Source organism: Burkholderia sp. AU44665, assembly GCF_030504405.1.
Taxonomy (GTDB): Bacteria; Pseudomonadota; Gammaproteobacteria; order Burkholderiales; family Burkholderiaceae; genus Burkholderia; species Burkholderia semiarida.
In genome coordinates this window covers 717,749-739,496 of the sequence record NZ_JAUJRI010000002.1, presented here as the reverse complement: position 1 = coordinate 739,496, position 21,748 = coordinate 717,749, and the positions used below count along the sequence as shown (strand labels likewise).

Genomic DNA, 21,748 nt, shown 5'->3' with positions numbered 1-21,748 from the left:
CCGGAGTGGACGAACCTCTGGTGTACCGGTTGTCACGCCAGTGGCATCGCCGGGTAGCTATGTTCGGAAGAGATAACCGCTGAAAGCATCTAAGCGGGAAACTCGCCTTAAGATGAGATATCCCTGGAGGCTAGACCTCCTTGAAGGGTCGTTCGAGACCAGGACGTTGATAGGTCGGGTGTGTAAGCGCAGTAATGCGTTCAGCTAACCGATACTAATTGCCCGTAAGGCTTGATCCTATAACAAGTCTGCCTTGTCGATGATCGTTAGTGCTTCAGCACTTACGAGCATCCCGCGCAGAGCGTCGAGCAGCGAAGCTGATCGATGCGGCGCGCCGGTTGAAGTACCGGTGACCTGCGTAGCAAGACGAGACAAGTTGGATTCTCGTGTGTGATACACACAACCTAAATTACTGCTTCTTCCAAGATTGGTTCTGTTGGCCACGCCAGCAGAACAACCCCCTTTGCCTGATGACCATAGCGAGTCGGTCCCACCCCTTCCCATCCCGAACAGGACCGTGAAACGACTCCACGCCGATGATAGTGCGGATTCCCGTGTGAAAGTAGGTAATCGTCAGGCTCCCTAAGCCAGAAACCCCCGCCCGAAAGGCGGGGGTTTTTGCATTTTAGCGATGGAAATGCACGCGGACGGGCAAAGCGTTGCCAAGGTGACCTACCTGAGTGAACTTCCCGTCCGACACATCGATCGCGGCGTCGATTCTCCCAATGGCTGCCATCTCTAGTGATTCAGCCGCATACTGGCCGTATCTCCGATCAAGGTCGCATTTGCCTTGAAGCGCCTCACCGGCAAGCAGTCCAGTGCGGTTGCTTTCCCTCCACCGCACCCGGCACCTCCACTTGGTCTTCGGTCAGATAATCCCCAATCGGTGCGAAATGAACGCGTTATTCCGCCTGTCCACGTAAAATTTGCAAATCCCCATCTCTGCATTCAAGACCATGAACGCCGCCACCCAAGTAGCTCGGGCCGTTTGCCCGCATGATTGTCCGGACACATGCGCAATGCGTGTAACCGTCGAAAATGGCAAGGCGATCAAGGTCACGGGCGATCCCGACCATCCGCCGACGCAGGGCGTGTTGTGTACGAAAGTCAGCCGATACGCGGATCGCGTTCATCATCCCGACCGCCTCACTGTCCCGCTCAAGCGTGTCGGTGCCAAGGGGGAAGGGCGTTTCGTGCCAATCAGCTGGAGCGAGGCGTTCGACGAGATTGGACGTCGACTCGGTGAAATCGCCGCGCGCGCGCCGGAGGCGATCGTGCCATACAGCTATGCGGGAACGATGGGGCTCGTGCAAGGCGAGGGCATCGCGCAGCGCTTTTTTCACAAGCTCGGCGCCTCGCGGCTCGAGCGCACGATCTGCTCGGCAGCCGGCGCAGCGGGGTTGCGATATACGTACGGCGGCAACGTCGGCATGCATCTCGAGTACTTCGAGGAAAGCGAGCTGATTCTGATATGGGGCGCGAATCCGATTGCATCGAGCCTGCACTTCTGGACCCGCGCGCAGGAAGCGAAGCGCCGGGGCGCGCGTCTTGTCGCGATCGACCCGTATCGTTCGCTGACCGCGGAGAAATGCCACCAGCACATCGCATTGAAGCCCGGTACCGACGGCGCGTTTGCGCTCGGCATGATGCATGTGCTGATTACCGAAAACCTTCTCGATCACGGTTACATCGCCGACCATACGATCGGCTTCGACGCGCTCAAGGCGCGCGCCATGTCCTATCCGCCGGAACGCGTTGCGCAGATCTGCGGCATCGACCCATCGGAACTGATCGATCTTGCGCGTCGCTACGGCGCCACCCGCAAGGCTTCGATCCGCCTCAACTACGGCATGCAGCGCGTTCGCGGCGGCGGCAATGCCGTGCGCGCGATCGCCAGCCTGCCGGCGTTGACCGGGGCATGGCGCGATCGGGCCGGTGGGCTGCTGCTCTCGTCGTCGGAATCCGCACCGGTCAACCAAGCGGCGCTGCTGCGTCCGGATCTGATGCCGGGTTGGCCGCACAAGCTGCCGCGCATCATCAACATGAATGCGATCGGCGACGCGTTGCTGCACCCGGGCGACGCGACATTCGGGCCGAAAGTCGAAGCGGTGATCGTGTACAACTCGAATCCGGTCGCGGTCGCGCCCGATTCGTCGAAGGTCGCCGCAGGCTTCGCACGCGACGATCTGTTCACGGTCGTTCTAGAGCACTTCAAGACAGATACAGCCGATTTCGCCGACATTGTATTGCCGGCGACCACGCAACTCGAGCATCTGGATGTCCATAAGTCGTACGGCCATACCTACGTGATGGCAAACCTGCCGGCGATTCCGCCGGTGGGCGACGCGCGGCCGAACACGGAGATCTTTCGCGGGATCGCACGCAGCATGGGGCTCGACGAGCCCGCGCTCTATCACAGCGACGAAGAGGTCGCGCGCGCGGCGCTTCGCTGGGACGATCCGGCGCTCGACAGCGACTGGGACACGCTGAAGCAGGCCGGCTGGCTGAAGCTCAAGCTGCTGGACGCGCCGTTCGCGAACGGCGGCTTCCGCACGCCTTCGGGAAAGTGCGAGTTCTACAGCCCGCGGCTCGAGCAGATGGGCAAGGACCCCGTCCCCGACTACCTGCCGCCGTTCGAGTCGGCCGAGGCCGCGCCCGAGCTCGCCGCACGCTATCCGCTGGCGATGATTTCGCCGCCGGCCCGCCACTTCCTGAACAGCACGTTCGTGAACGTCGACAGCCTGCGTTCGACGGAAGGCGAGCCGCATCTCGACATGCACCCGTCCGACGCCCGCGCGCGCGGCATCGCGGAGGGCGACGTCGTCCGGATCTTCAATGACCGCGGCTCGATGCAGGCGCTCGCGCGAATTACCGATCGTGCGCGTGCCGGGCTGGTCGTCGGGTTATCGATATGGTGGAAGAAGCTGTCGCCGGACGGCAGGAACGCGAACGAAGTGACGAGCCAGGCGCTGACCGATCTGGGCAATTCGGCGACGTTTTACGATTGTCTTGTGGAAGTTGAGCGGATTTGATCGAATATTGCCGTATGATCAGACAATATCGATAGGGAAGTTCGAAGTGGACATCTAACCCTGTTGTCTCGGGGCGGGGGAGCCGTTAGGATGCGTTTTAGCACGACCATTCGAAAATCTGTGAGGAGACGCGCGGTATGGACAAAATTTGGCTGAAATCGTACCCACCCGGCGTTCCAGCCGAAATTGACTCCTCGCCTTATCCGTCTGTCCCTGACCTGCTCGACGAGAGCTTCCGTCAGTATCGGGACCGTACCGCGTTCGTCTGCATGGGCAAGGGCATCACGTACGGCGAACTCGACACGCTGTCGCGCGAGTTCGGTGCGTGGCTGCAATCCCGCGGTCTGGCACGCGGGGCGCGCGTCGCGATCATGATGCCGAACGTGCTGCAATACCCGGTGACGATCGCCGCGGTATTGCGCGCCGGCTATACCGTGGTCAACGTCAATCCGCTCTATACGCCGCGCGAGCTCGAGCATCAACTGAAGGACAGTGGTGCCGAGGCGATCGTCATCCTGGAGAATTTCGCGTCGACGCTGCAGGCCGTCATCGCCAATACGGCCGTCAAGCACGTGGTCGTCGCATCGATGGGCGACCTGCTGGGCATCAAGGGATGGCTCGTCAATTACGTCGTGCGCAACGTGAAGAAGATGGTGCCGGCGTGGCAACTGCCGTCGTTCACGCGCTTCAAGGCCGCGCTGTCGGAAGGCGCGCGGCAGACGTTCAAGCCGCAGAAAATCGGCCCCGACGACGTCGCGTTCCTGCAGTACACGGGTGGTACGACCGGCGTCGCGAAGGGCGCGACGCTGCTGCACCGGAACATCGTGTCGAACGTGCTGCAGGCGGGCGCCTGGCACCGTCCGGCTCATGAGAAATTCCCGGACGTGAAACAGTTCGTGACGGTCGTCGCACTGCCGCTGTATCACGTGTTCGCGCTGACCGTCTGCGGTTTCCTGACGATGCGCACGGGCGGCATGGGCATCCTGATCCCGAACCCGCGCGACATCGCCGGCATGATCAAGGAGCTGAAGGGCTACCAGATCTCGACGATTCCGGCCGTCAACACGCTGTACAACGCGCTGCTGAACCATCCCGAATTCGGTCAGCTCGACCTGTCGAAGCTCGTGATCGCCAACGGTGGCGGCATGGCGATCCAGGAAGGCGTGGCGAAGCGCTGGTATGAAAAGACCGGCACCGCGATCATCGAAGGATACGGGTTGTCCGAAACGTCGCCGGTGGCTACCTGCAATCCCGTGACGGCGACCGAATACAGCGGCACGATTGGTCTGCCGCTGCCGTCGACCGAAGTCGCGATCCGCGACGATGCCGGCAACGACGTCCCGCTCGGCGAACCCGGCGAGATCTGCATCCGCGGGCCGCAGGTGATGGCCGGCTACTGGAACCGGCCCGACGAGACCGCGAAGGTCATGTTCGCTGACGGCTTCTTCAAGACGGGCGATGTCGGCGTGATGGATGCGCGCGGCTACGTGAAGATCGTCGATCGCAAGAAGGACATGATTCTCGTATCCGGCTTCAACGTGTATCCGAATGAAGTCGAGGACGTGGTGGCGTCGCATCCGGGCGTATTCGAGGTGGCGGCGGTCGGCGTGCCGGACGAGCATTCCGGCGAAGCCGTGAAGCTGTTCGTCGTGAAAAAGGATCCGGCGCTGACCGACAAGGACATCCTCGCCTATTGCAAGGAGCGGCTCACCGGGTACAAGCGGCCGAAGCTGGTCGAGTTCCGCACGGAGCTGCCGAAGACGAACGTCGGCAAGATCCTGCGGCGTGAACTGCGCGATGGACGCGCGTAATGCGCGCAACGATGCGATCGAACGAGAAAGCCCGGCACTTGCCGGGTTTTTTGTCTGTGGGGCGGGCTGGATGACGGAAGCGCGCGTTACGTGCGGGAGGCCGCGGCAAGCCTCGCGTTTCGGCCTGACGGTCGCGGGAGGGACGGCGCGCCGCGACGTGCGTCTACCGTCGACCCGCTCGACCCACCGCCGCCGCCCCGCCACCCGCTGGCCTCCCCGCCGCCCCGGAAAAGAAAAAGGCGCCCGAAGGCGCCTTCAATATGCCGCGGCTTGTCAGACAAGCTGATTAGAACTTGTGACGGATACCGACGCGTGCCGCGACCTGATTGCTCGTGCTCGACCCGGCCAGGCCGTTGATCGCTGCCGTTGCCTTCAGGACGTTGCCGTTCGAATCGAGCACGTTGCCCGATGCGTGCTGGTACACGCCGATCGCGTAGATGTCGGTGCGCTTCGACAGGAAGTAGTCGACGCCCAGCGAGCCTTGGTGGTACTTGGCCGCCGAGTTGCCGTCGATCTTGCTGCCTTGCGTGTAGTCGTACGCCGCGCCGAGGATCAACGCCGGGGTCAACTGGTACTTGAAGTTGATTTCGCCGTTGTTGAACGTCGCGGTCTGGTTCACGAACGGGCCTGCCGAGAAGCCCTTGAACTTCGTGTTCGAGTACGTCGCACCGATCGTCGCCGCGCCGAACGTGTAGGCGCCGCCCGCGCCGATGACCTGGTACGTGTTCGCGTTGTTCGCGTACGCGCCGTAGACCGGCGACGAGACCGACGAAGACGTCGAGCCGTTGTTGAACATGCCGCCGAACTGGTTCGGCGTACGTGCGTTCAAGTAACCGACGCCCAACACCAACGGGCCGTTGGTGTAGCCGGCGCCGAGCGACCAGACCTGGTTCTTCGAGAACTGGCCCGCCTGACCGCCGAAGCTGTACAGGCCGCCGAACGTGAGGCCGCCGTAGTTCGCGCTCGTGAACTTGACCGCGTTGTTCACGCGATACGCGTTGTTGAAGTTGTCGAGGTCGCCCGGGTGAGCGGCGATGTAGCCGCCCCACTGGTCGCCTGCCTCGAGCGGGCCGACGAAGTCGACGACGGAGTCGTACTGACGACCCAGCGTGACCGTACCGTACGGGCTCGACAGGCCGACGTAAGCCTGACGACCGAACATCAGGCCGCCTTGACCGAGCCTGCCGCTGTTCACGTCGAAACCGTTTTCGAGGGTGAAGATCGCCTTCAGGCCGCCACCGAGATCTTCGGTGCCGCGCAGGCCGAAGCGGCTGCCTTGCATCACGCCGCTGGCGAGGCCGTACAGGTGCTTGCCGCCTGCGTTGTTGTTGAAGAGGAAGCCTTCATCGATGATGCCGTAAAGCGTCACGCTGCTTTGCGCATGGGCAGCGCCAGCGAACGCGCCCAGCGCGACGAGCGCGAGAAGCGACTTTTTCATTAGCGGATCTCCAAGAATCACTGAATTTTTTTGACGGGGCGGATAGTTATGTTCTGTCGACGAGCCCCATCAACTTCGCAAGAAGTCGGACGTAATGTAGCAAAGCCGATTTTTGCCACAAAGCGAAATGCTGCTGCTCAAGGTCGCCATGTTTCCTTTATGCAACAATGGTTAAAATCACGGGTTAACCGCAATTTCCGCTGAATAATCAAGTCGGTTACGCAGCGGACTCGTGCCTTTGCCGCGCGCAGCGGCACCTGCAGCCAGGAGAACAGGATGGTGTTGGATGAACTGATCAGCGAATTCGATCGTGGCCTGCGATCGCTGACCGGCATTAGCCGGATGAGCCGGCCGGTGCCCGTGCCGGCCGATGCGCCGGACGTCGAACTGACGCCCGCCGAGCGCACGCACGCGGCCGGACTGATGCGTGTGAACCACGTCGGCGAGGTCTGCGCGCAGGCGCTCTACCAGGCGCAGAAGCTCACCGCGCGCACGGCGTCGGCGAAGGCGATGTTCGAGGAGGCCGCGCGCGAGGAGGAGGATCACCTCGCGTGGACCGCGCACCGGCTGAAGGAACTCGACTCGCGGCCGAGCCTGCTGAACCCGCTGTGGTATGCCGGCGCGCTCGCGATCGGCGTGGCGGCCGGCACCCTCGGCGACAAGGTCAGCCTCGGCTTCATGGCCGAGACGGAGCGGCAGGTCGAGAGCCATCTCGAAGGTCACATGTCGGAGTTGCCGGCCACCGACGCCGCGTCGCGCGCGATCGTCGACCAGATGCGGATCGACGAAGTGAAGCATGGCAAGGCCGCGACCGACGCCGGCGGGATCGAGCTGCCGCTGCCCGCGCGGATGCTGATGCGTGCCGCGTCGAAAGTCATGACGAGCACCGCGTACTATCTCTGAGATTCGCGCCGGGGCGGCGTGGGACGTCGCCCCGGTTCGCCGCCTCCGGCATCGCCCGCTTACTCCTCGTTTTCCCGCCCCCGAAAGCCCCGTCCGCACGCCCGTCTGGCCCGCCTTTCTCACGTATCACCTTCACAAGTTGCACTAGCTCATTCATTTATAACGGTTTTTGGTATGAGGGGTCGCATGAGCTTGTGCGCGTAAGTCCTTGTTCTAACTAACAAAATTCGTCAAAAAAGCGGGCCGCTCCCTTGACCGTGCCACACCCTTCCACTAAAGTGGGAGACAGTGTGAGAAAGTGTATTTTTGTGTGATTTAGCAGGCTGTTCCGGCTAAATTCTCAGCATTGAGCGGGTGCTTCGGTGCCCTGAACGGGAGAGCGGAAAGTGTTCCAAGGGGCGTCGGCGCTGACGCTCGATGCGAAAGGGCGGATGTCGGTGCCGGCTCGCTATCGCGAAGCGCTGCAAGGACAGGCAGAAGGACGGGTGACTGTGACCAAGCACCCGGACGGCTGCCTGTTGCTGTTTCCGCGCCCCGAATGGGAAGTGTTCCGCGCCAAGATCGCCGCGCTGCCGATGGACGCGCACTGGTGGCGGCGAATTTTTCTCGGCAATGCGATGGACGTCGATCTCGACAGCGCGGGCCGGATTCTCGTATCGCCCGAGCTGCGCATGGCAGCCGGACTGGAAAAGGAAGTCATGTTGTTGGGAATGGGTAGTCACTTCGAGCTGTGGGATTCGCAGACCTACAACGCGAAGGAGCAGGCAGCGATGGCGCAGGGCATGCCCGACGCGCTGAAGAATTTCACGTTCTGATTGCGGTGACGGAGACGCCCGCGATGGGAAATGAATTGCGGCATCGGACGGTGCTGTTGGATGAGGCGGTCGAGTCGCTCGTGACGCGGCCGGACGGCGTGTATGTCGACGGCACGTTCGGGCGCGGCGGCCACAGCCGCGCGGTGCTCGCGCGGCTGGCGGCGGCCGGGCGGCTGATCGCGTTCGACAAGGATCCGAGGGCGATCGAGACGGCGCAGGGCATCGAGGATGCGCGCTTCTCGATCGTGCATGACAGCTTTGCATCGATGCGCGACGCGCTTGCGGCGCGCGGCGTCGAGAAGGTGTCGGGGGTGTTGCTGGACCTGGGCGTGTCCTCGCCGCAGGTGGACGATCCGGCGCGCGGCTTCAGTTTCCGCGCCGATGGTCCGCTGGACATGCGAATGGATCCGACGCGTGGCGAGTCGGCGGCCGAATGGCTCGCGCGGGCTTCGGTGCAGGAATTGACGGAGGTGATACGGGATTATGGGGAAGAACGGTTTGCTTTTCAGATTGCAAAGGCGCTTGTTGCTCGCCGGGCAGAGTCCGACCGTCTTGGGCCTCTCGACACCACGGGCGAGCTTGCCCAAATCGTGGGTCACGTCGTCAAAACCCGTGAGAAGGGCAAGGATCCGGCAACCCGCACCTTTCAGGCTATACGGATTCACGTCAATCAAGAGCTTGCGGACCTGCAAGTCGTACTAGACGCGGCACTGTCGTTGCTGGAGCAAGGGGGGCGGCTGGTGGTCATCAGCTTTCATTCACTCGAGGACCGGATCGTCAAGCGATTCATGCAGGCGCACGCGAGTGCGCCTGCGGTCGATCGTCGCCTGCCGATCCGCGCCGTCGATCTCCCGAGCCCGCCGCTCAAGATCATCAGCCGCCAGTTTCCGAGCGACGCGGAAGTCGCCGCGAATCCGCGCGCCCGCTCGGCCGTGATGCGCATCGCGGAGCGCGTCACGCCATGAGCCGCCTCAATATCTTCCTGCTGATCATCGTGATGGGTTGCGCGCTGTCGGTCGTCAACTCGACGAACCAGCAACGCCAGATCTTCATCCAGCTGCAGCGCGCGCAGTCGCAGGAGCGTCAGCTCCAGCAGGACTACGCGCAGCTTCAATATCAGCAGAGCGCGCTGTCGAAGACGTCGCGCATCGAGCAGCTCGCGAACGATTCGCTGAAAATGCAGGCGATCTCGACGGGCCGCACGCAATACCTGACGCTGCCGCCGGGCGCCGCGAAGGCGATCGACGCGCCGATCCCGGCGTCGGCCGACACGGCCGGCAAGGGCAAGGGAGGCGCGCGATGAAGCCGTCCCCGAAGCGCCAGAACGTGAAGTTCTCGTCGAGCCCGGTGCTGGGCGTGCATCTGCCGATGTGGCGCTCGAAGCTCGTCGTGTTCCTGCTGTTCATGGCGTTCGTCGCGCTGGCCGCGCGGGCGTTCTGGATCCAGGGGCCCGGCAACGCGTTCTATCAGAAGCAGGGCGAAAGCCGCTACCAGCGCACGATCGAACTGCCAGCGACGCGCGGCAAGATCCTCGACCGCAACGGGCTCGTGCTCGCGACGAGCCTGCCCGTGCGCGCGATCTGGGCGATTCCCGACGCGGTGCCGGACGATCTCGACGCCGACAAGATCAACCAGCTCGGCAAGCTCCTCGGCATGACGCCGAAGGAACTGCGCGTGAAGCTGTCGGAAGACAAGGGCTTCGTCTACGTGAAGCGCCAGGTGCCGATCGACGTCGCGGACAAGGTCGCCGCGCTCGACATTCCCGGCATCTATCAGCGCAACGAATACAAGCGCTTCTACCCGGAAGGCGAGATCACCGCTCACCTGATCGGCTTCACGAACGTCGAGGACGAAGGGCAGGAAGGCGTCGAGCTGGGCGACCAGAAGATGCTGTCCGGCACGTCGGGCATGCGTCGCGTGATCAAGGACCGGATGGGGCATATCGTCGAGGACGTCGCCGAGCAGATCCCGCCGCACAACGGCACCGACGTCGACCTGTCGATCGACAGCAAGATCCAGTACATCGCGTACGCGAACCTGAAGGCCGCCGTCGAGAAGTTCAAGGCGAAGGCCGGCGCGGCGATGGTCGTCGACGTGCGTACCGGCGAAGTGCTCGCGCTCGTCAACTATCCGACGTACAACCCGAACGACCGCTCGCGCATGACCGGCGAGCAGTTGCGCAACCGGATCATGACCGACGTGTTCGAGCCGGGCTCGATCATGAAGCCGTTTACGGTATCGCTCGCGCTCGACTTGCACCGCGTGACGCCGAACACGCTCGTCGAGACGGGCAACGGGCATTTCGTGCTCGACGGCGCGCCGATTACCGATGACGCCGGCTTCGGCACGCTGACGGTCGGCGGCGTGATCCAGAAGTCGAGCAACATCGGCGCGACGAAGATCGCGATGACGATGCGGCCCGAGGAAATGTGGAACATGTATACGAGCATCGGCCTCGGCCAGGCGCCGAAGGTCGGCTTCCCGGGCGCGGTGGCCGGCCGCCTGCGGCCGTGGAAGAGCTGGCGCCGCATCGAGCAGGCGACGATGTCGTACGGCTACGGCCTGTCGGTGTCGCTGTTCCAGCTCGCGCGGGCGTATACGGCGATCGCGCACGACGGCGAGCTGATGCCCGTGACCATTTTCAAGACCGACCCCAACCAGCCGATCGCGGGCACGCAGGTGTTCAACCCGACCACCGCGCGCGAAGTACGCGCGATGCTCGAGACGGTCGTCGCGCCGGGCGGCACGTCGCCGGATGCGGCCGTGCCGGGCTATCGCGTCGGCGGCAAGAGCGGCACCGCGTACAAGCACGAAGGCCACGGCTACACGCGCAAGTACCGCGCGTCGTTCGTCGGGATGGCGCCGATGCCGAACCCGCGCGTCGTGATCGCGGTGTCGGTCGACGAGCCGACGGCCGGCAGCCACTTCGGTGGCCAGGTGTCGGGCCCCGTATTCTCGGCGATCGCCGGCGACACGATGCGCGCGTTGAACGTCCCGCCGAACATGCCGATCAAGCAGCTCGTCGTGTCCGACGATTCGGCGGATTCCGCTGCCGCAAAAGGCCCGCAAAAGCTGGCTACGGGGGGCGGCGCGAAGCATATGATCGTATCCAGCACGACCCGTAATTCACCAGGAGTTGTTCGATGAGCGCCGCCCGCAGTTCCCATCCGGCGCATCAGCAGATCGCAGCCGCGCTCGCGTGGCTGCGTCAGCATGTGGCCCCCGCGGCGCAACTGCATGCCGACACGCGCAGCCTCGAGGCTGGCGACGTGTTCGTCGCGTATGCGGTCGACGGGGCAGATAACCGCGCTTTCATGGCCGACGCCGTCGCACGCGGCGCGGCCGCCGTGCTGTATCAGCCGGAAGGGCTGGTCGACGCGCCGGCCGTACCCGTCGCGCTCGCGGTGCCGGCGCTCGATCAACTCGCCGGCGAGATCGCCAGCGGCTGGTACGGCGATCCGAGCGACAGCCTGCTCGCGATCGGTGTCACGGGCACGAACGGCAAGACGTCGTGCACGCAATGGATCGCCACCGCACTGACGGCGCTGCGCGAGCCGTGCGCGGTGATCGGCACGCTCGGCACCGGGATGCCCGGCCAGCTCGTGCCGACGGGCTTCACGACGCCCGACGCGCCGCAGCTGCAGCGCAGCCTCGCGCAATTGCGCGACGCGGGCGCGCAGGCCGTGGCGATGGAAGTATCGTCGCACGCGCTGCACCAGGGGCGCGTGAACGGAACGGCGTTCGACATCGCGGTGTTTACGAACCTCACGCAGGATCACCTCGACTATCACGGCACGTTCGATGCGTACGAGGCCGCGAAGGCGAAGCTGTTCGCATGGCGCGGCCTGCGCGCGGCGGTGATCAACCGCGACGACGCGGCAGGCCGCCGCCTGCTCGAGAAACTGGCCGGCCGCGTGCGCACGATCGCGTACGGAATCGGCGACGCACCGGCGCCCGACGCCGATCGCGCGCTGGTCGCGCTCGACGTGCGCGCCACCGCGACGGGTACCGCATTCCGCCTGCGTTCGTCGTGGGGCGACGCGGACGTCGAGGTCGGTACGCTCGGCACGTTCAACGTCAGTAACCTGCTCGCCGTGCTGGGTTCGCTGCTCGCGGCCGACGTGCCGTTCGACGCGGCACTCGCCGAGATCGAGCGGCTCGAGTCGGTCAACGGCCGGATGCAGCGGCTTGGCGGCCGGCTGCAGAACGACGAACCGCTCGTCGTGATCGACTACGCACACACGCCCGATGCGCTCGAAAAGACGCTCGATGCGCTGCGCCCGATCGCCGCGGCGCGCGGTGGCCGGCTGATCTGCATGTTCGGCTGCGGCGGCGATCGCGATGCGACGAAGCGCCCGCTGATGGGCGCGATCGTGGAGCGGCTTGCCGACGAAGCAGTCGTCACGAGCGACAACCCGCGCAGCGAAGATCCGCAGCGCATCATCGATCAGGTCGTCGCGGGCATGACCGCACCCGATCGCGCACGCCGTATCGAGGATCGCGCGAGCGCGATCCTGCAGGCCGTGCGCGGCGCCGCACGCGAGGACGTCGTCGTGCTGGCCGGCAAGGGCCACGAGGCCACGCAGGAAATCATGGGCAAGAAGCGCGCATTCTCCGACCAGGATCACGCGCGGCTCGCGCTCGCGGCGCGCGCGACGCACGGCAAGGGAGGCGCCGAATGACGATGCTCAGTCTCGGCGAAGCCGCCCGCGTGATTCCCGGCGCCACCGTCCACGGCGACGCGGGCGTCACGTTCGATCGCGTGTCGACCGACAGCCGCACGGTCGGCCCGGGCGACCTGTTCGTCGCGCTGAAGGGCGAGCGCTTCGACGCGCACGACTTTCTCGGCGACGTCGCCGCGCGCGGGGCTGCCGCGGCGCTCGTCGCGCACGCGCCGGCGGGCGTCGCGATGCCGATGATCGAAGGCGGCGAAACGCGTGCCGCGCTCGGCGCGCTCGCGCACGGCTGGCGGATGCGGTTCCCGCTGCCGCTCGTCGCGGTGACGGGCAGCAACGGCAAGACGACCGTCAAGGAAATGATCGCGGCGATCTTCGCGGCGGCGGTAGGCGCCGACGCGCGGCTCGCGACGGCCGGCAACCTGAACAACGATGTCGGCCTGCCGCTGACGCTGCTGCGCCTGTCGGCCGCGCATCGTCTCGCGGTGATCGAGATCGGCATGAACCACCCGGGCGAAACCGAAGTCCTCGCGCGTCTTACCGCGCCGACGGTGGCGCTCGTCAACAACGCGCAGCGCGAGCACCAGGAATTCATGGCGACGGTCGAAGCCGTCGCGCTCGAACACGCAGCCGTGATCCATGCGCTGCCGCCGGACGGCGTCGCGGTGTTCCCGGCCGACGACGCGTACGCAAGCATCTGGCGCGTCGCGGCGACCGGCAACCGGATCCTCGATTTCGCGCTGCACGACGCCGAACGGCAGAACGACGCGCAGGTCGTCGGTCGCCTGCACGGCGGCGAACTCGCGATCGACACGCCGGCGGGTGCCGTCACGGTGCGGCTGCGCGCGCTCGGCGAACACAACGCGCGCAACGCACTCGCCGCGACGGCCGCTGCGCTCGGCGCCGGCGTCGCGCTGTCGGCGATCCGGCAGGGGCTCGAATCGTTCGAACCGGTCAAGGGCCGGCTGCAAGTGAAGCAGGCGAGCGTCGGCAGCCTCGCCGGCGCGACGGTCGTCGACGATACGTACAACGCGAACCCCGATTCGATGCGCGCCGCGATCGACGTGCTCGCCGCGCATCCGGCGCCGCGCGTGCTGGTGATCGGCGACATGGGCGAGGTCGGCGACGAAGGGCCGGCATTCCACCGCGAGATCGGCGCGTACGCGCGCGAACGCGGGATCGACGCGCTGTTCGCGCTCGGCGACGCATCGCGCGACGCGTGCACGGCCTACGGCGACACCGCACGCCATTTCGACGACGTCGGCGCGCTCGTGTCGGCGCTGCTCGCGGCCGGTTACGGCGCGCAGGCGACGGTGCTCGTGAAGGGCTCGCGGTACATGAAGATGGAGCGCGTGGTCGACGCGCTGACGAACCAACCCGCGGCGGGCACGGTGCCCGCCGCACACTGAGTAGAAGGAAGGAAGCATGCTGCTGGCGCTGGCGCAATGGCTGCAAGGAGACGCAAGCTTTTTGCGCTTGTTCACGTACCTCACGTTCCGTGCGGTGATGGCCACCATCACCGCGCTCGGGATCGGGCTCGTGTGCGGACCGTGGGTGATCCGCAAGCTGACGCAAATGAAGGTCGGGCAGGCCGTGCGCAAGGACGGCCCGCAGACCCACCTCGTCAAGTCCGGCACGCCGACGATGGGCGGCGTGCTGATCCTGATCGGCATCGCGGTCGCGACGCTGCTGTGGGGCGACCTGACGAACCGTTTCATCTGGATCGTGATGCTCGTCACGTTCGGTTTCGGCGTGATCGGCTGGGTCGACGATTACCGCAAGGTCGTCCACAAGGACCCGCGCGGGATGTCGTCGCGCGAGAAGTATTTCTGGCAGTCGGTGATCGGACTGTTCGCGGCCGTCTATCTCGCGTTCAGCGTGTCCGAGGCGAACAACGTGCGCGTGTTCGACCTGTTCATGGCGTGGGTGAGGAGCGGCCTGTCGATGGGGCTGCCGGCGCGCGCCGACCTGATGCTGCCGTTCCTGAAGTCGATCAGCTACCCGCTCGGCGTGTGGGGCTTCATCGTGCTGACCTACTTCGTGATCGTCGGCGCGAGCAACGCGGTGAACCTCACCGACGGCCTCGACGGCCTCGTGATCATGCCGGTCGTGCTGGTCGGCGCGTCGCTCGGTGTGTTCGCGTACGTGATGGGCAGCGCGGTCTATTCAAAATACCTGCTGTTTCCGCACATCCCCGGCGCGGGCGAACTGCTGATCTTCTGTTCCGCGATGGGCGGGGCAGGGCTCGCGTTCCTCTGGTACAACACGCACCCCGCGCAGGTGTTCATGGGCGACGTCGGCGCGCTGGCGCTGGGCGGCGCGCTCGGCACGGTCGCGGTGATCGTGCGCCAGGAAATCGTGCTGTTCATCATGGGCGGCATCTTCGTCGCGGAAACGCTGTCGGTGATGCTGCAGGTGTCGTGGTTCAAGTACACGAAAAAGCGTTATGGCGAAGGCCGGCGCCTGCTGAAGATGGCGCCGCTGCATCACCATTTCGAATTGTCCGGCTGGAAGGAAACGCAGGTGGTCGTGCGTTTCTGGATCATCACGCTGATGCTGTGCCTGTTCGGTCTGACCACCCTCAAGCTGCGGTAAAGGAAAGGTAACAAGGATGTCTGGCGAGATGTTTGGAGATCGGCAACGGCCGATGGTGCTCGTACTGGGGCTCGGGGAATCGGGTCTTGCGATCGCGCGATGGTGCGCGAGGCACGGGTGCCGGCTGCGTATTGCCGATACCCGCGAGGCGCCGCCGAACCTTGCCGCGCTGCAGGCCGAAGGCATCGACGCGGAATTCGTCGGCGGGGCGTTCACGCCCGCGCTGCTCGACGGCGGCGTCGAGATCGTCGGGCTGAGCCCCGGGCTGTCGCCGCTGGAGCCGGCGCTCGCGGCGCTGGTCGCGGCCGCGAACGAGCGCGGCATCGCGGTATGGGGCGAGCTGGAATTCTTCGCGCAGGCGCTGCGCGCGCTCGGCACGAGCGGCTACCAGCCGAAGGTGCTCGCGATTACCGGCACCAACGGCAAGACCACGACGACGAGCCTCACGGGCCTGCTGTGCCAGCGCTCGGGCAAGAAGGTCGCCGTCGCGGGCAACATCAGCCCGGCGATGCTCGACCGGCTCGCGAGCGCGATCGACGAAACCGCGCTGCCGGACGTCTGGGTGCTCGAACTGTCGAGCTTCCAGCTCGAGACCGCGCGCACGTTCGCGCCCGATGCGGCCGCGATCCTCAACATCACGCAGGACCACCTCGACTGGCACGGCAGCTTCGACGCGTACGCGCAGGCAAAGGGCCGGATCTTCGGCGCGACGACGACGCGCGTGCTGAACCGCGACGACGCGGCCGTGATGAAGTTCGCGCCGGCAGCCGGCGCGGCCGACGCGCCGCGCACGGTCACGTTCGGCCTGAACGAGCCGACGCAGGACGGCGACTACGGGCTGTCGCGCGACAACGGCATCGCGTGGCTGGTGGAGGCCGTCGATCGCGACGCGCCGGATGAGGCGACGACCCGCCGGCGCAAGCGCGACGCCGCGCACACGCCCGACATCGCGCAGAAGCGCCTGATGCCGGTCGACGCGCTGCGCATCCGCGGGCTGCACAACGCGGCGAACGCGCTGGCCGCGTTTGCGCTCGCTCGCGCGATCGATCTGCCGGCCGCGCCGCTGCTGCACGCGCTGCGCGAATACCGCGGCGAAGCGCATCGCGTCGAAGTGATCGCGACGATCGACGACGTCGACTACGTCGACGACAGCAAGGGGACGAACGTCGGCGCGACGGTGGCCGCGCTCGACGGGCTCGCGCAGAAGACCGTGCTGATCGCGGGCGGCGACGGCAAGGGACAGGATTTCGCGCCGCTCGTCGCGCCGGTCGCGCGCTGGTGCCGCGCGGTGATGCTGATCGGCCGCGACGCGCCGGCGCTGCGCGACACGCTCGCCGAAACGGGCGTGCCGCTCGCCGACCACGCGACGCTCGAAGGCGCGGTGCGCGCGGCGGCCGAGCTGGCCGAGCCGGGCGATGCGGTGCTGCTGTCGCCCGCGTGCGCGAGCCTCGACATGTTCAGGAACTACGCCCATCGCGCGGAGGTGTTCCGCGCGGCGGTCGACGCCATCGCCATCGACAAAGGAGCGACGCCATGAGCTGGTCCGATCGCCTCGTCTCCCGTTTCAACGACCGACGCGACACCGGCGGCAACGCCGCGGGCGGCCGCGTCGCATCGGCCACGCGCGCCGCGACGGGCGGCCTCGCCAGCGTCGTCAACGGCGTGCGTCCGACCCGTTCGCGGATGCTCGATTTCGACTATTCGCTGCTGTGGGTCGCGATCGCGCTGCTCGGGCTCGGCGTCGTGATGGTGTATTCGGCGTCGATCGCGATGCCCGATTCGCCAAAATACGCGTCGTATCACGATTACGCGTTCCTGATGCGCCACTGCGTGTCGCTCGGCGTCGCGTTCGGCGCGGCGGTGATCGCGTTCCGCGTGCCGGTGTCGACCTGGGATAAATACGCGCCGCATCTTTTCCTGATCGCGCTCGTCGGCCTCGTGATCGTGCTGATCCCGCACGTCGGCAAGGGCGTGAACGGTGCGCGCCGCTGGATTCCGCTCGGCATCACGAACATGCAGCCGTCGGAAATCATGAAGCTCGCGGTGACGATTTACGCGGCGAACTACACGGTGCGCAAGCAGGAATACATGCAGAGCTTCGCGAAGGGCTTCCTGCCGATGGCGTTCGCGGTCGGTCTCGTCGGCGCGCTGCTGCTGCTCGAGCCCGACATGGGCGCGTTCATGGTGGTCGCCGCGATCGCGATGGGCGTGCTGTTCCTCGGCGGCGTGAACGGCAAGCTGTTCGGCGGCCTCGTCGCGACGGCGGTCGGCACGTTCACGATGCTCGTGTGGCTGTCGCCGTGGCGTCGCGAGCGGATCTTCGCGTATCTCGATCCGTGGGACGAACGCTACGCGCAGGGCAAGGCCTACCAGCTCACGCACTCGCTGATCGCGTTCGGCCGCGGCGAATGGTTCGGCGTCGGTCTCGGCGGTAGCGTCGAGAAGCTGAACTACCTGCCGGAAGCGCATACCGACTTCATCCTCGCGGTGATCGGCGAGGAGCTCGGTTTCATCGGCGTGCTGGTCGTGATTCTGCTGTTCTACTGGATCGTGCGCCGCGCGTTCGAGATCGGCCGCCAGGCGCTCGCGCTCGATCGCACGTTCGCGGGCCTGATGGCGAAGGGCATCGGCATCTGGTTCGGCGCGCAGACGTTCATCAACATGGGCGTGAACCTTGGGCTGCTGCCGACCAAGGGCCTGACGCTGCCGCTCGTGAGCTACGGCGGTTCGGGCATTTTGCTGAACTGCGTCGCGCTCGCGGTGCTGCTGCGGGTCGATTACGAAAATCGCGTACTGATGCGGGGAGGGAAGGTATGACCTCCCCGCGTCAGTACGCGATTTCGGTGAAGGCTAACTTCGTGCGCGAAGCGCGCGAAGTCAAGCGAAGCGGCCGTAGCCAAAACATGCGTTCATTCTTGCTGATGCGGGGAGGGAAGGTATGACCGCGTCGCAACGCACGCTGATGGTGATGGCAGGCGGCACCGGGGGCCACGTGTTCCCGGGGCTCGCGGTCGCGCACCGGATGGAAGCGGCGGGCTGGCGCGTCGTATGGCTCGGCAATCCGGCCGGGATGGAAGCGACGCTCGTGCCGAAGCACGGCATTCCGATGGAGTACGTGCGGTTCGGCGGGCTGCGCGGCAAGGGCCTGAAGACCAAGCTGACGCTGCCGGTCAACCTGCTGCGCGCATGCTGGCAGAGCCTCGGCGCGCTGCGCCGCGTGCGGCCGGACGTCGTGCTCGGGATGGGCGGCTACATCACGTTCCCGGCGGGCGTGATGACCGCGCTGTCGGGGCGTCCGCTCGTGCTGCATGAACAGAATTCGATCGCGGGCCTGACGAACAAGGTGCTCGCGAAACTCGCGAAGCGCGTGCTCGTCGCGTTCCCCGGCGCGCTGCCGCACGCGGAATGGACGGGCAACCCGATTCGCGCGGAACTTGCGCACACCGAGCCGCCCCAGGCGCGCTATGCGTCGCGCAGCGGCCCGCTGAACGTGCTGGTCGTCGGCGGCAGCCTCGGGGCGGCCGCGCTGAACGAAGTCGTGCCGCGCGCGCTGGCGCTGCTGGCGCCGGGCGAGCGCCCGCGCGTCGTGCACCAGGCCGGCGTGAAGCACATCGATGCATTGAAGGCGAATTACGAAGCGGCCGGTTTCGCGGCCGGCGAAGACGTGCGGCTCGTGCCGTTCATCGACGACATGGCGGCCGCGTATGCGGCGGCGGATCTGGTGATCTGCCGGTCGGGCGCGATGACGGTGTCGGAGATCGCGGCGGTGGGCGTGGCGGCGCTATTCGTGCCGTTCCCGTACGCGGTCGACGATCACCAGACGACCAACGCCGCGTTCCTCGCCGATGCGGGCGCGGCCGTGCTGGTGCAACAACGCGACCTGTCGGCGGAACTGCTCGCCGACTGGCTGCGCGGCCAGTCGCGGGCATCGCTCGCGGAGATGGCGGAACGTTCGCGCTCGCTCGCGAAGCCCGAGGCCACCGACGAAGTCGCGCGTGTGTGCGCGAAGGCGGCCGGCGCGAACCTGGAACAACTGCAATGAAACACATCGTCAAACACATTCATTTCGTCGGGATCGGCGGCGCGGGCATGAGCGGCATCGCCGAAGTGCTCGTCAACCTCGGCTACGCGGTCAGCGGCTCGGACCTGTCGCGCAACGCGGTGACCGATCGCCTCGCGGCGCTGGGCGCGCGGATCGCGATCGGCCACGACGCGGCGAACATCGAGGGCGCGAACGCGGTCGTCGTGTCGACGGCCGTGCGTTCGGACAATCCGGAAGTGCTGGCCGCTCGCCACCAGGGCGTGCCGATCGTGCAGCGCGCGGTGATGCTGGCGGAGCTGATGCGCCTGAAGCAGGGCATCGCGATCGCCGGCACGCACGGCAAGACCACGACGACGAGCCTCGTCGCGAGCGTGCTCGCGGCGGGCGGGCTGGACCCGACGTTCGTGATCGGCGGCCGGCTGATCAGCGCCGGCGCGAATGCACGGCTCGGCACGGGCGATTTCATCGTCGCCGAGGCCGACGAGTCGGACGCGTCGTTCCTGAACCTGTATCCGGTGATCGAAGTCATCACGAACATCGACGCCGACCACATGGACACCTACGGCCACGATTTCGCGCGGCTCAAGCAGGCGTTCATCGAATTCACGCAGCGCCTGCCGTTCTACGGCAGCGCGGTGGTGTGCGTCGACGATCCGAACGTGCGGCAGATCATTCCGTTCATTTCGAAGCCGGTCGTGCGCTACGGCCTGTCGCCGGACGCGCAGGTGCGCGCGGAGGACATCGACGCGCGCGACGGCCGGATGCATTTCAACGTGATCCGTGAAGGTCGCGCGCCGCTCGCGGTGGTGCTGAACATGCCCGGCCTGCACAATGTGCAGAACGCACTCGCGGCGATCGCGATCGCGACCGATCTCGGCGTGTCGGACGACGCGATCCAGCTGGCGCTGGCGGAATTCAACGGCGTCGGCCGGCGCTTCCAGCGTTACGGCGAAGTGCCGAGCGCGGACGGCGGCCAGTACACGCTGATCGACGACTACGGTCATCACCCGGTCGAGATGGCCGCGACGATCGCGGCCGCGCGCGGTGCGTTCCCGGGCCGCCGCCTCGTGCTGGCGTTCCAGCCGCACCGCTACACGCGCACGCGCGACTGCTTCGACGATTTCGTCAACGTGCTGTCGACGGTCGATGCGCTGGTGCTGACGGAAGTCTACGCGGCGGGCGAAGCGGCGATCCCGACAGCCAGCGGCGACGCGCTGTCGCGTGCGCTGCGCGCGGCGGGCAAGGTCGACCCGGTGTTCGTCGCGACGGTCGACGACGTGCCGGACGCATTGGCGAAAGTCGCGCAGAACGGCGACGTGGTGATCACGATGGGCGCGGGTTCGATCGGCGGCGTGCCGGCGAAGCTCGTGCAACACACTGAACAGAAGGCATGACATGAAACGACTCCCACGCTTACTTCGTTCGCTGCCCCCCGCGGGGGCGGTCAGCCTCCTTGGGGCGGCCCGGCGGAGGTCGGCATGAGCGGAATCGATCCGAAACGCTTCGGCAAGGTGGCGGTGTTGTTCGGCGGCGAATCCGCCGAGCGCGAGGTGTCGCTCACCTCGGGCCGCCTCGTGCTGCAGGGCCTGCGTGACGCGGGCGTCGACGCGCATCCGTTCGACCCGGCCGAGCGGCCGCTGTCGGCGCTGAAGGACGAAGGCTTCGTGCGCGCGTTCAACGCGCTGCACGGCGGCTACGGCGAGAACGGCCAGATCCAGGGCGCGCTCGATTTCTACGGGATCCGCTACACGGGCAGCGGCGTGCTCGGGTCGGCGCTCGGCCTCGACAAGTTCCGCACGAAGCTCGTGTGGCAGCAGACGGGCGTGCCGACGCCGCCGTTCGAGACGGTGATGCGCGGCGACGATCTGGCCGCGCGCGCGACCGACATTGTCGCGAAGCTCGGCCTGCCGCTGTTCGTGAAGCCGGCGAGCGAAGGCTCGAGCGTCGCGGTGCTGAAGGTGAAGACGGCCGACGCGCTGCCGGCCGCGCTCGCGGAAGCCGCGACGCACGACAAGATCGTGATCGTGGAGAAGAGCATCGAAGGCGGCGGCGAATACACCGCGTGCATCGCCGGCGATCTCGACCTGCCGCTGATCAAGATCGTGCCGGCGGGCGAGTTCTACGACTACCACGCGAAGTACGTCGCCGACGATACGCAGTACCTGATCCCGTGCGGCCTGCCGGCGCAACAGGAGGCGGAACTGAAGCGCATCGCGCGCCGCGCGTTCGACGTGCTCGGCTGCACCGACTGGGGCCGTGCGGATTTCATGCTCGACGCGGCCGGCAACGCGTATTTCCTGGAAGTGAACACGGCCCCCGGGATGACCGACCACTCGCTGCCGCCGAAGGCCGCGCGCGCGGTCGGCATCGGCTATTCGGAGCTGGTCGTGAAGGTGTTGTCGCTCACGCTCAACGACTGACGCAGGAACGGAACGA

At 66.1% G+C, this 21,748-nt stretch carries 16 protein-coding genes and 2 rRNA genes; 17 read left to right on the top strand and 1 reads right to left on the bottom strand.

Features of this window, described 5'->3' with window-relative positions; translation table 11 throughout:
- From QZM15_RS08560 to QZM15_RS08545, 4 genes are all read left to right on the top strand, one after another.
- A 23S ribosomal RNA gene (locus QZM15_RS08560) occupies positions 1–239 on the top strand; the annotation flags it as partial.
- Between the two features lie 227 nt (positions 240–466).
- Positions 467–579 (top strand): 5S ribosomal RNA (rrf, locus tag QZM15_RS08555).
- A 377-nt stretch (positions 580–956) separates the two neighbouring features.
- Positions 957–3,032, top strand: coding sequence for a molybdopterin-dependent oxidoreductase (locus QZM15_RS08550; RefSeq protein WP_302106175.1), 2,076 nt, complete (start codon positions 957–959; stop codon positions 3,030–3,032).
- A gap of 137 nt (positions 3,033–3,169) precedes the next feature.
- Positions 3,170–4,843, top strand: coding sequence for a long-chain fatty acid--CoA ligase (locus tag QZM15_RS08545; protein ID WP_302106174.1), 1,674 nt, complete (start codon positions 3,170–3,172; stop codon positions 4,841–4,843).
- Between the two features lie 286 nt (positions 4,844–5,129).
- On the opposite strand, the gene QZM15_RS08540 is transcribed toward QZM15_RS08545, so the two are convergent.
- Entirely contained in the window at positions 5,130–6,281 is a 1,152-nt protein-coding gene (locus QZM15_RS08540) for a porin (protein WP_302106173.1), read from the bottom strand.
- Positions 6,282–6,557: 276 nt separating this feature from the next.
- Between QZM15_RS08540 and coq7 the strand changes: the two genes are divergently transcribed.
- From coq7 to QZM15_RS08475, 13 genes are all read left to right on the top strand, one after another.
- A complete protein-coding gene (coq7, locus tag QZM15_RS08535) occupies positions 6,558–7,184 on the top strand; it encodes a 2-polyprenyl-3-methyl-6-methoxy-1,4-benzoquinone monooxygenase (protein WP_060312576.1) in 627 nt (208 codons plus the stop codon).
- A 386-nt stretch (positions 7,185–7,570) separates the two neighbouring features.
- On the top strand, positions 7,571–7,999 hold the full coding sequence (mraZ, locus tag QZM15_RS08530; protein WP_006487094.1) for a division/cell wall cluster transcriptional repressor MraZ: 429 nt from the start codon (positions 7,571–7,573) through the stop codon (positions 7,997–7,999).
- Positions 8,000–8,022: 23 nt separating this feature from the next.
- Complete coding sequence (rsmH, locus tag QZM15_RS08525) at positions 8,023–8,964, top strand: 16S rRNA (cytosine(1402)-N(4))-methyltransferase RsmH (RefSeq protein ID WP_059581194.1); 942 nt, start codon at positions 8,023–8,025, stop codon at positions 8,962–8,964.
- The gene (gene ftsL / locus QZM15_RS08520) at positions 8,961–9,302 is read left to right on the top strand and encodes a cell division protein FtsL (protein ID WP_059580826.1); all 342 of its coding nucleotides are present in this window, start codon (positions 8,961–8,963) and stop codon (positions 9,300–9,302) included. The genes rsmH and ftsL overlap by 4 nt, the downstream gene beginning before the upstream one ends.
- Entirely contained in the window at positions 9,299–11,146 is a 1,848-nt protein-coding gene (locus QZM15_RS08515; RefSeq protein WP_302106172.1) for a penicillin-binding protein 2, read from the top strand. The genes ftsL and QZM15_RS08515 overlap by 4 nt, the downstream gene beginning before the upstream one ends.
- On the top strand, positions 11,143–12,681 hold the full coding sequence (locus QZM15_RS08510; RefSeq protein WP_059580831.1) for a UDP-N-acetylmuramoyl-L-alanyl-D-glutamate--2,6-diaminopimelate ligase: 1,539 nt from the start codon (positions 11,143–11,145) through the stop codon (positions 12,679–12,681). Before QZM15_RS08515 ends, QZM15_RS08510 begins: the two co-directional genes overlap by 4 nt.
- The gene (gene murF / locus QZM15_RS08505) at positions 12,678–14,084 is read left to right on the top strand and encodes a UDP-N-acetylmuramoyl-tripeptide--D-alanyl-D-alanine ligase (RefSeq protein ID WP_302106171.1); all 1,407 of its coding nucleotides are present in this window, start codon (positions 12,678–12,680) and stop codon (positions 14,082–14,084) included. The genes QZM15_RS08510 and murF overlap by 4 nt, the downstream gene beginning before the upstream one ends.
- Positions 14,085–14,100: 16 nt before the next feature.
- A complete protein-coding gene (mraY, locus tag QZM15_RS08500) occupies positions 14,101–15,270 on the top strand; it encodes a phospho-N-acetylmuramoyl-pentapeptide-transferase (protein ID WP_006477019.1) in 1,170 nt (389 codons plus the stop codon).
- 28 nt (positions 15,271–15,298) lie between these two features.
- A complete protein-coding gene (gene murD, locus QZM15_RS08495; RefSeq protein WP_089464521.1) occupies positions 15,299–16,807 on the top strand; it encodes a UDP-N-acetylmuramoyl-L-alanine--D-glutamate ligase in 1,509 nt (502 codons plus the stop codon).
- Positions 16,804–18,087, top strand: coding sequence for a putative lipid II flippase FtsW (gene ftsW, locus QZM15_RS08490; RefSeq protein WP_059580840.1), 1,284 nt, complete (start codon positions 16,804–16,806; stop codon positions 18,085–18,087). The genes murD and ftsW overlap by 4 nt, the downstream gene beginning before the upstream one ends.
- A 121-nt stretch (positions 18,088–18,208) precedes the next feature.
- Positions 18,209–19,312 (top strand): undecaprenyldiphospho-muramoylpentapeptide beta-N-acetylglucosaminyltransferase, encoded by a 1,104-nt coding sequence (gene murG, locus QZM15_RS08485; RefSeq protein WP_059580842.1) that lies wholly within the window; start codon positions 18,209–18,211, stop codon positions 19,310–19,312.
- Positions 19,309–20,706, top strand: coding sequence for a UDP-N-acetylmuramate--L-alanine ligase (gene murC / locus QZM15_RS08480; RefSeq protein ID WP_059580845.1), 1,398 nt, complete (start codon positions 19,309–19,311; stop codon positions 20,704–20,706). Before murG ends, murC begins: the two co-directional genes overlap by 4 nt.
- 84 nt (positions 20,707–20,790) lie before the next feature.
- Positions 20,791–21,732 (top strand): D-alanine--D-alanine ligase, encoded by a 942-nt coding sequence (locus tag QZM15_RS08475; protein ID WP_034206326.1) that lies wholly within the window; start codon positions 20,791–20,793, stop codon positions 21,730–21,732.
- The last annotated feature ends 16 nt before the right edge of the window (positions 21,733–21,748 follow it).

What these genes read in the sequence shown, in the direction of transcription:
- QZM15_RS08550 (WP_302106175.1), top strand. Translation starts at nt 957, where the DNA reads ATGAACGCCGCCACCCAAGTAGCTCGGGCCGTTTGCCCGCATGATTGT.
- QZM15_RS08545 (WP_302106174.1), top strand. Translation starts at nt 3,170, where the DNA reads ATGGACAAAATTTGGCTGAAATCGTACCCACCCGGCGTTCCAGCCGAA.
- QZM15_RS08540 (WP_302106173.1), bottom strand. Translation starts at nt 6,281, where the DNA reads ATGAAAAAGTCGCTTCTCGCGCTCGTCGCGCTGGGCGCGTTCGCTGGC.
- coq7 (WP_060312576.1), top strand. Translation starts at nt 6,558, where the DNA reads ATGGTGTTGGATGAACTGATCAGCGAATTCGATCGTGGCCTGCGATCG.
- rsmH (WP_059581194.1), top strand. Translation starts at nt 8,023, where the DNA reads ATGGGAAATGAATTGCGGCATCGGACGGTGCTGTTGGATGAGGCGGTC.
- ftsL (WP_059580826.1), top strand. Translation starts at nt 8,961, where the DNA reads ATGAGCCGCCTCAATATCTTCCTGCTGATCATCGTGATGGGTTGCGCG.
- QZM15_RS08515 (WP_302106172.1), top strand. Translation starts at nt 9,299, where the DNA reads ATGAAGCCGTCCCCGAAGCGCCAGAACGTGAAGTTCTCGTCGAGCCCG.
- QZM15_RS08510 (WP_059580831.1), top strand. Translation starts at nt 11,143, where the DNA reads ATGAGCGCCGCCCGCAGTTCCCATCCGGCGCATCAGCAGATCGCAGCC.
- murF (WP_302106171.1), top strand. Translation starts at nt 12,678, where the DNA reads ATGACGATGCTCAGTCTCGGCGAAGCCGCCCGCGTGATTCCCGGCGCC.
- mraY (WP_006477019.1), top strand. Translation starts at nt 14,101, where the DNA reads ATGCTGCTGGCGCTGGCGCAATGGCTGCAAGGAGACGCAAGCTTTTTG.
- murD (WP_089464521.1), top strand. Translation starts at nt 15,299, where the DNA reads ATGTTTGGAGATCGGCAACGGCCGATGGTGCTCGTACTGGGGCTCGGG.
- ftsW (WP_059580840.1), top strand. Translation starts at nt 16,804, where the DNA reads ATGAGCTGGTCCGATCGCCTCGTCTCCCGTTTCAACGACCGACGCGAC.
- murG (WP_059580842.1), top strand. Translation starts at nt 18,209, where the DNA reads ATGACCGCGTCGCAACGCACGCTGATGGTGATGGCAGGCGGCACCGGG.
- murC (WP_059580845.1), top strand. Translation starts at nt 19,309, where the DNA reads ATGAAACACATCGTCAAACACATTCATTTCGTCGGGATCGGCGGCGCG.
- QZM15_RS08475 (WP_034206326.1), top strand. Translation starts at nt 20,791, where the DNA reads ATGAGCGGAATCGATCCGAAACGCTTCGGCAAGGTGGCGGTGTTGTTC.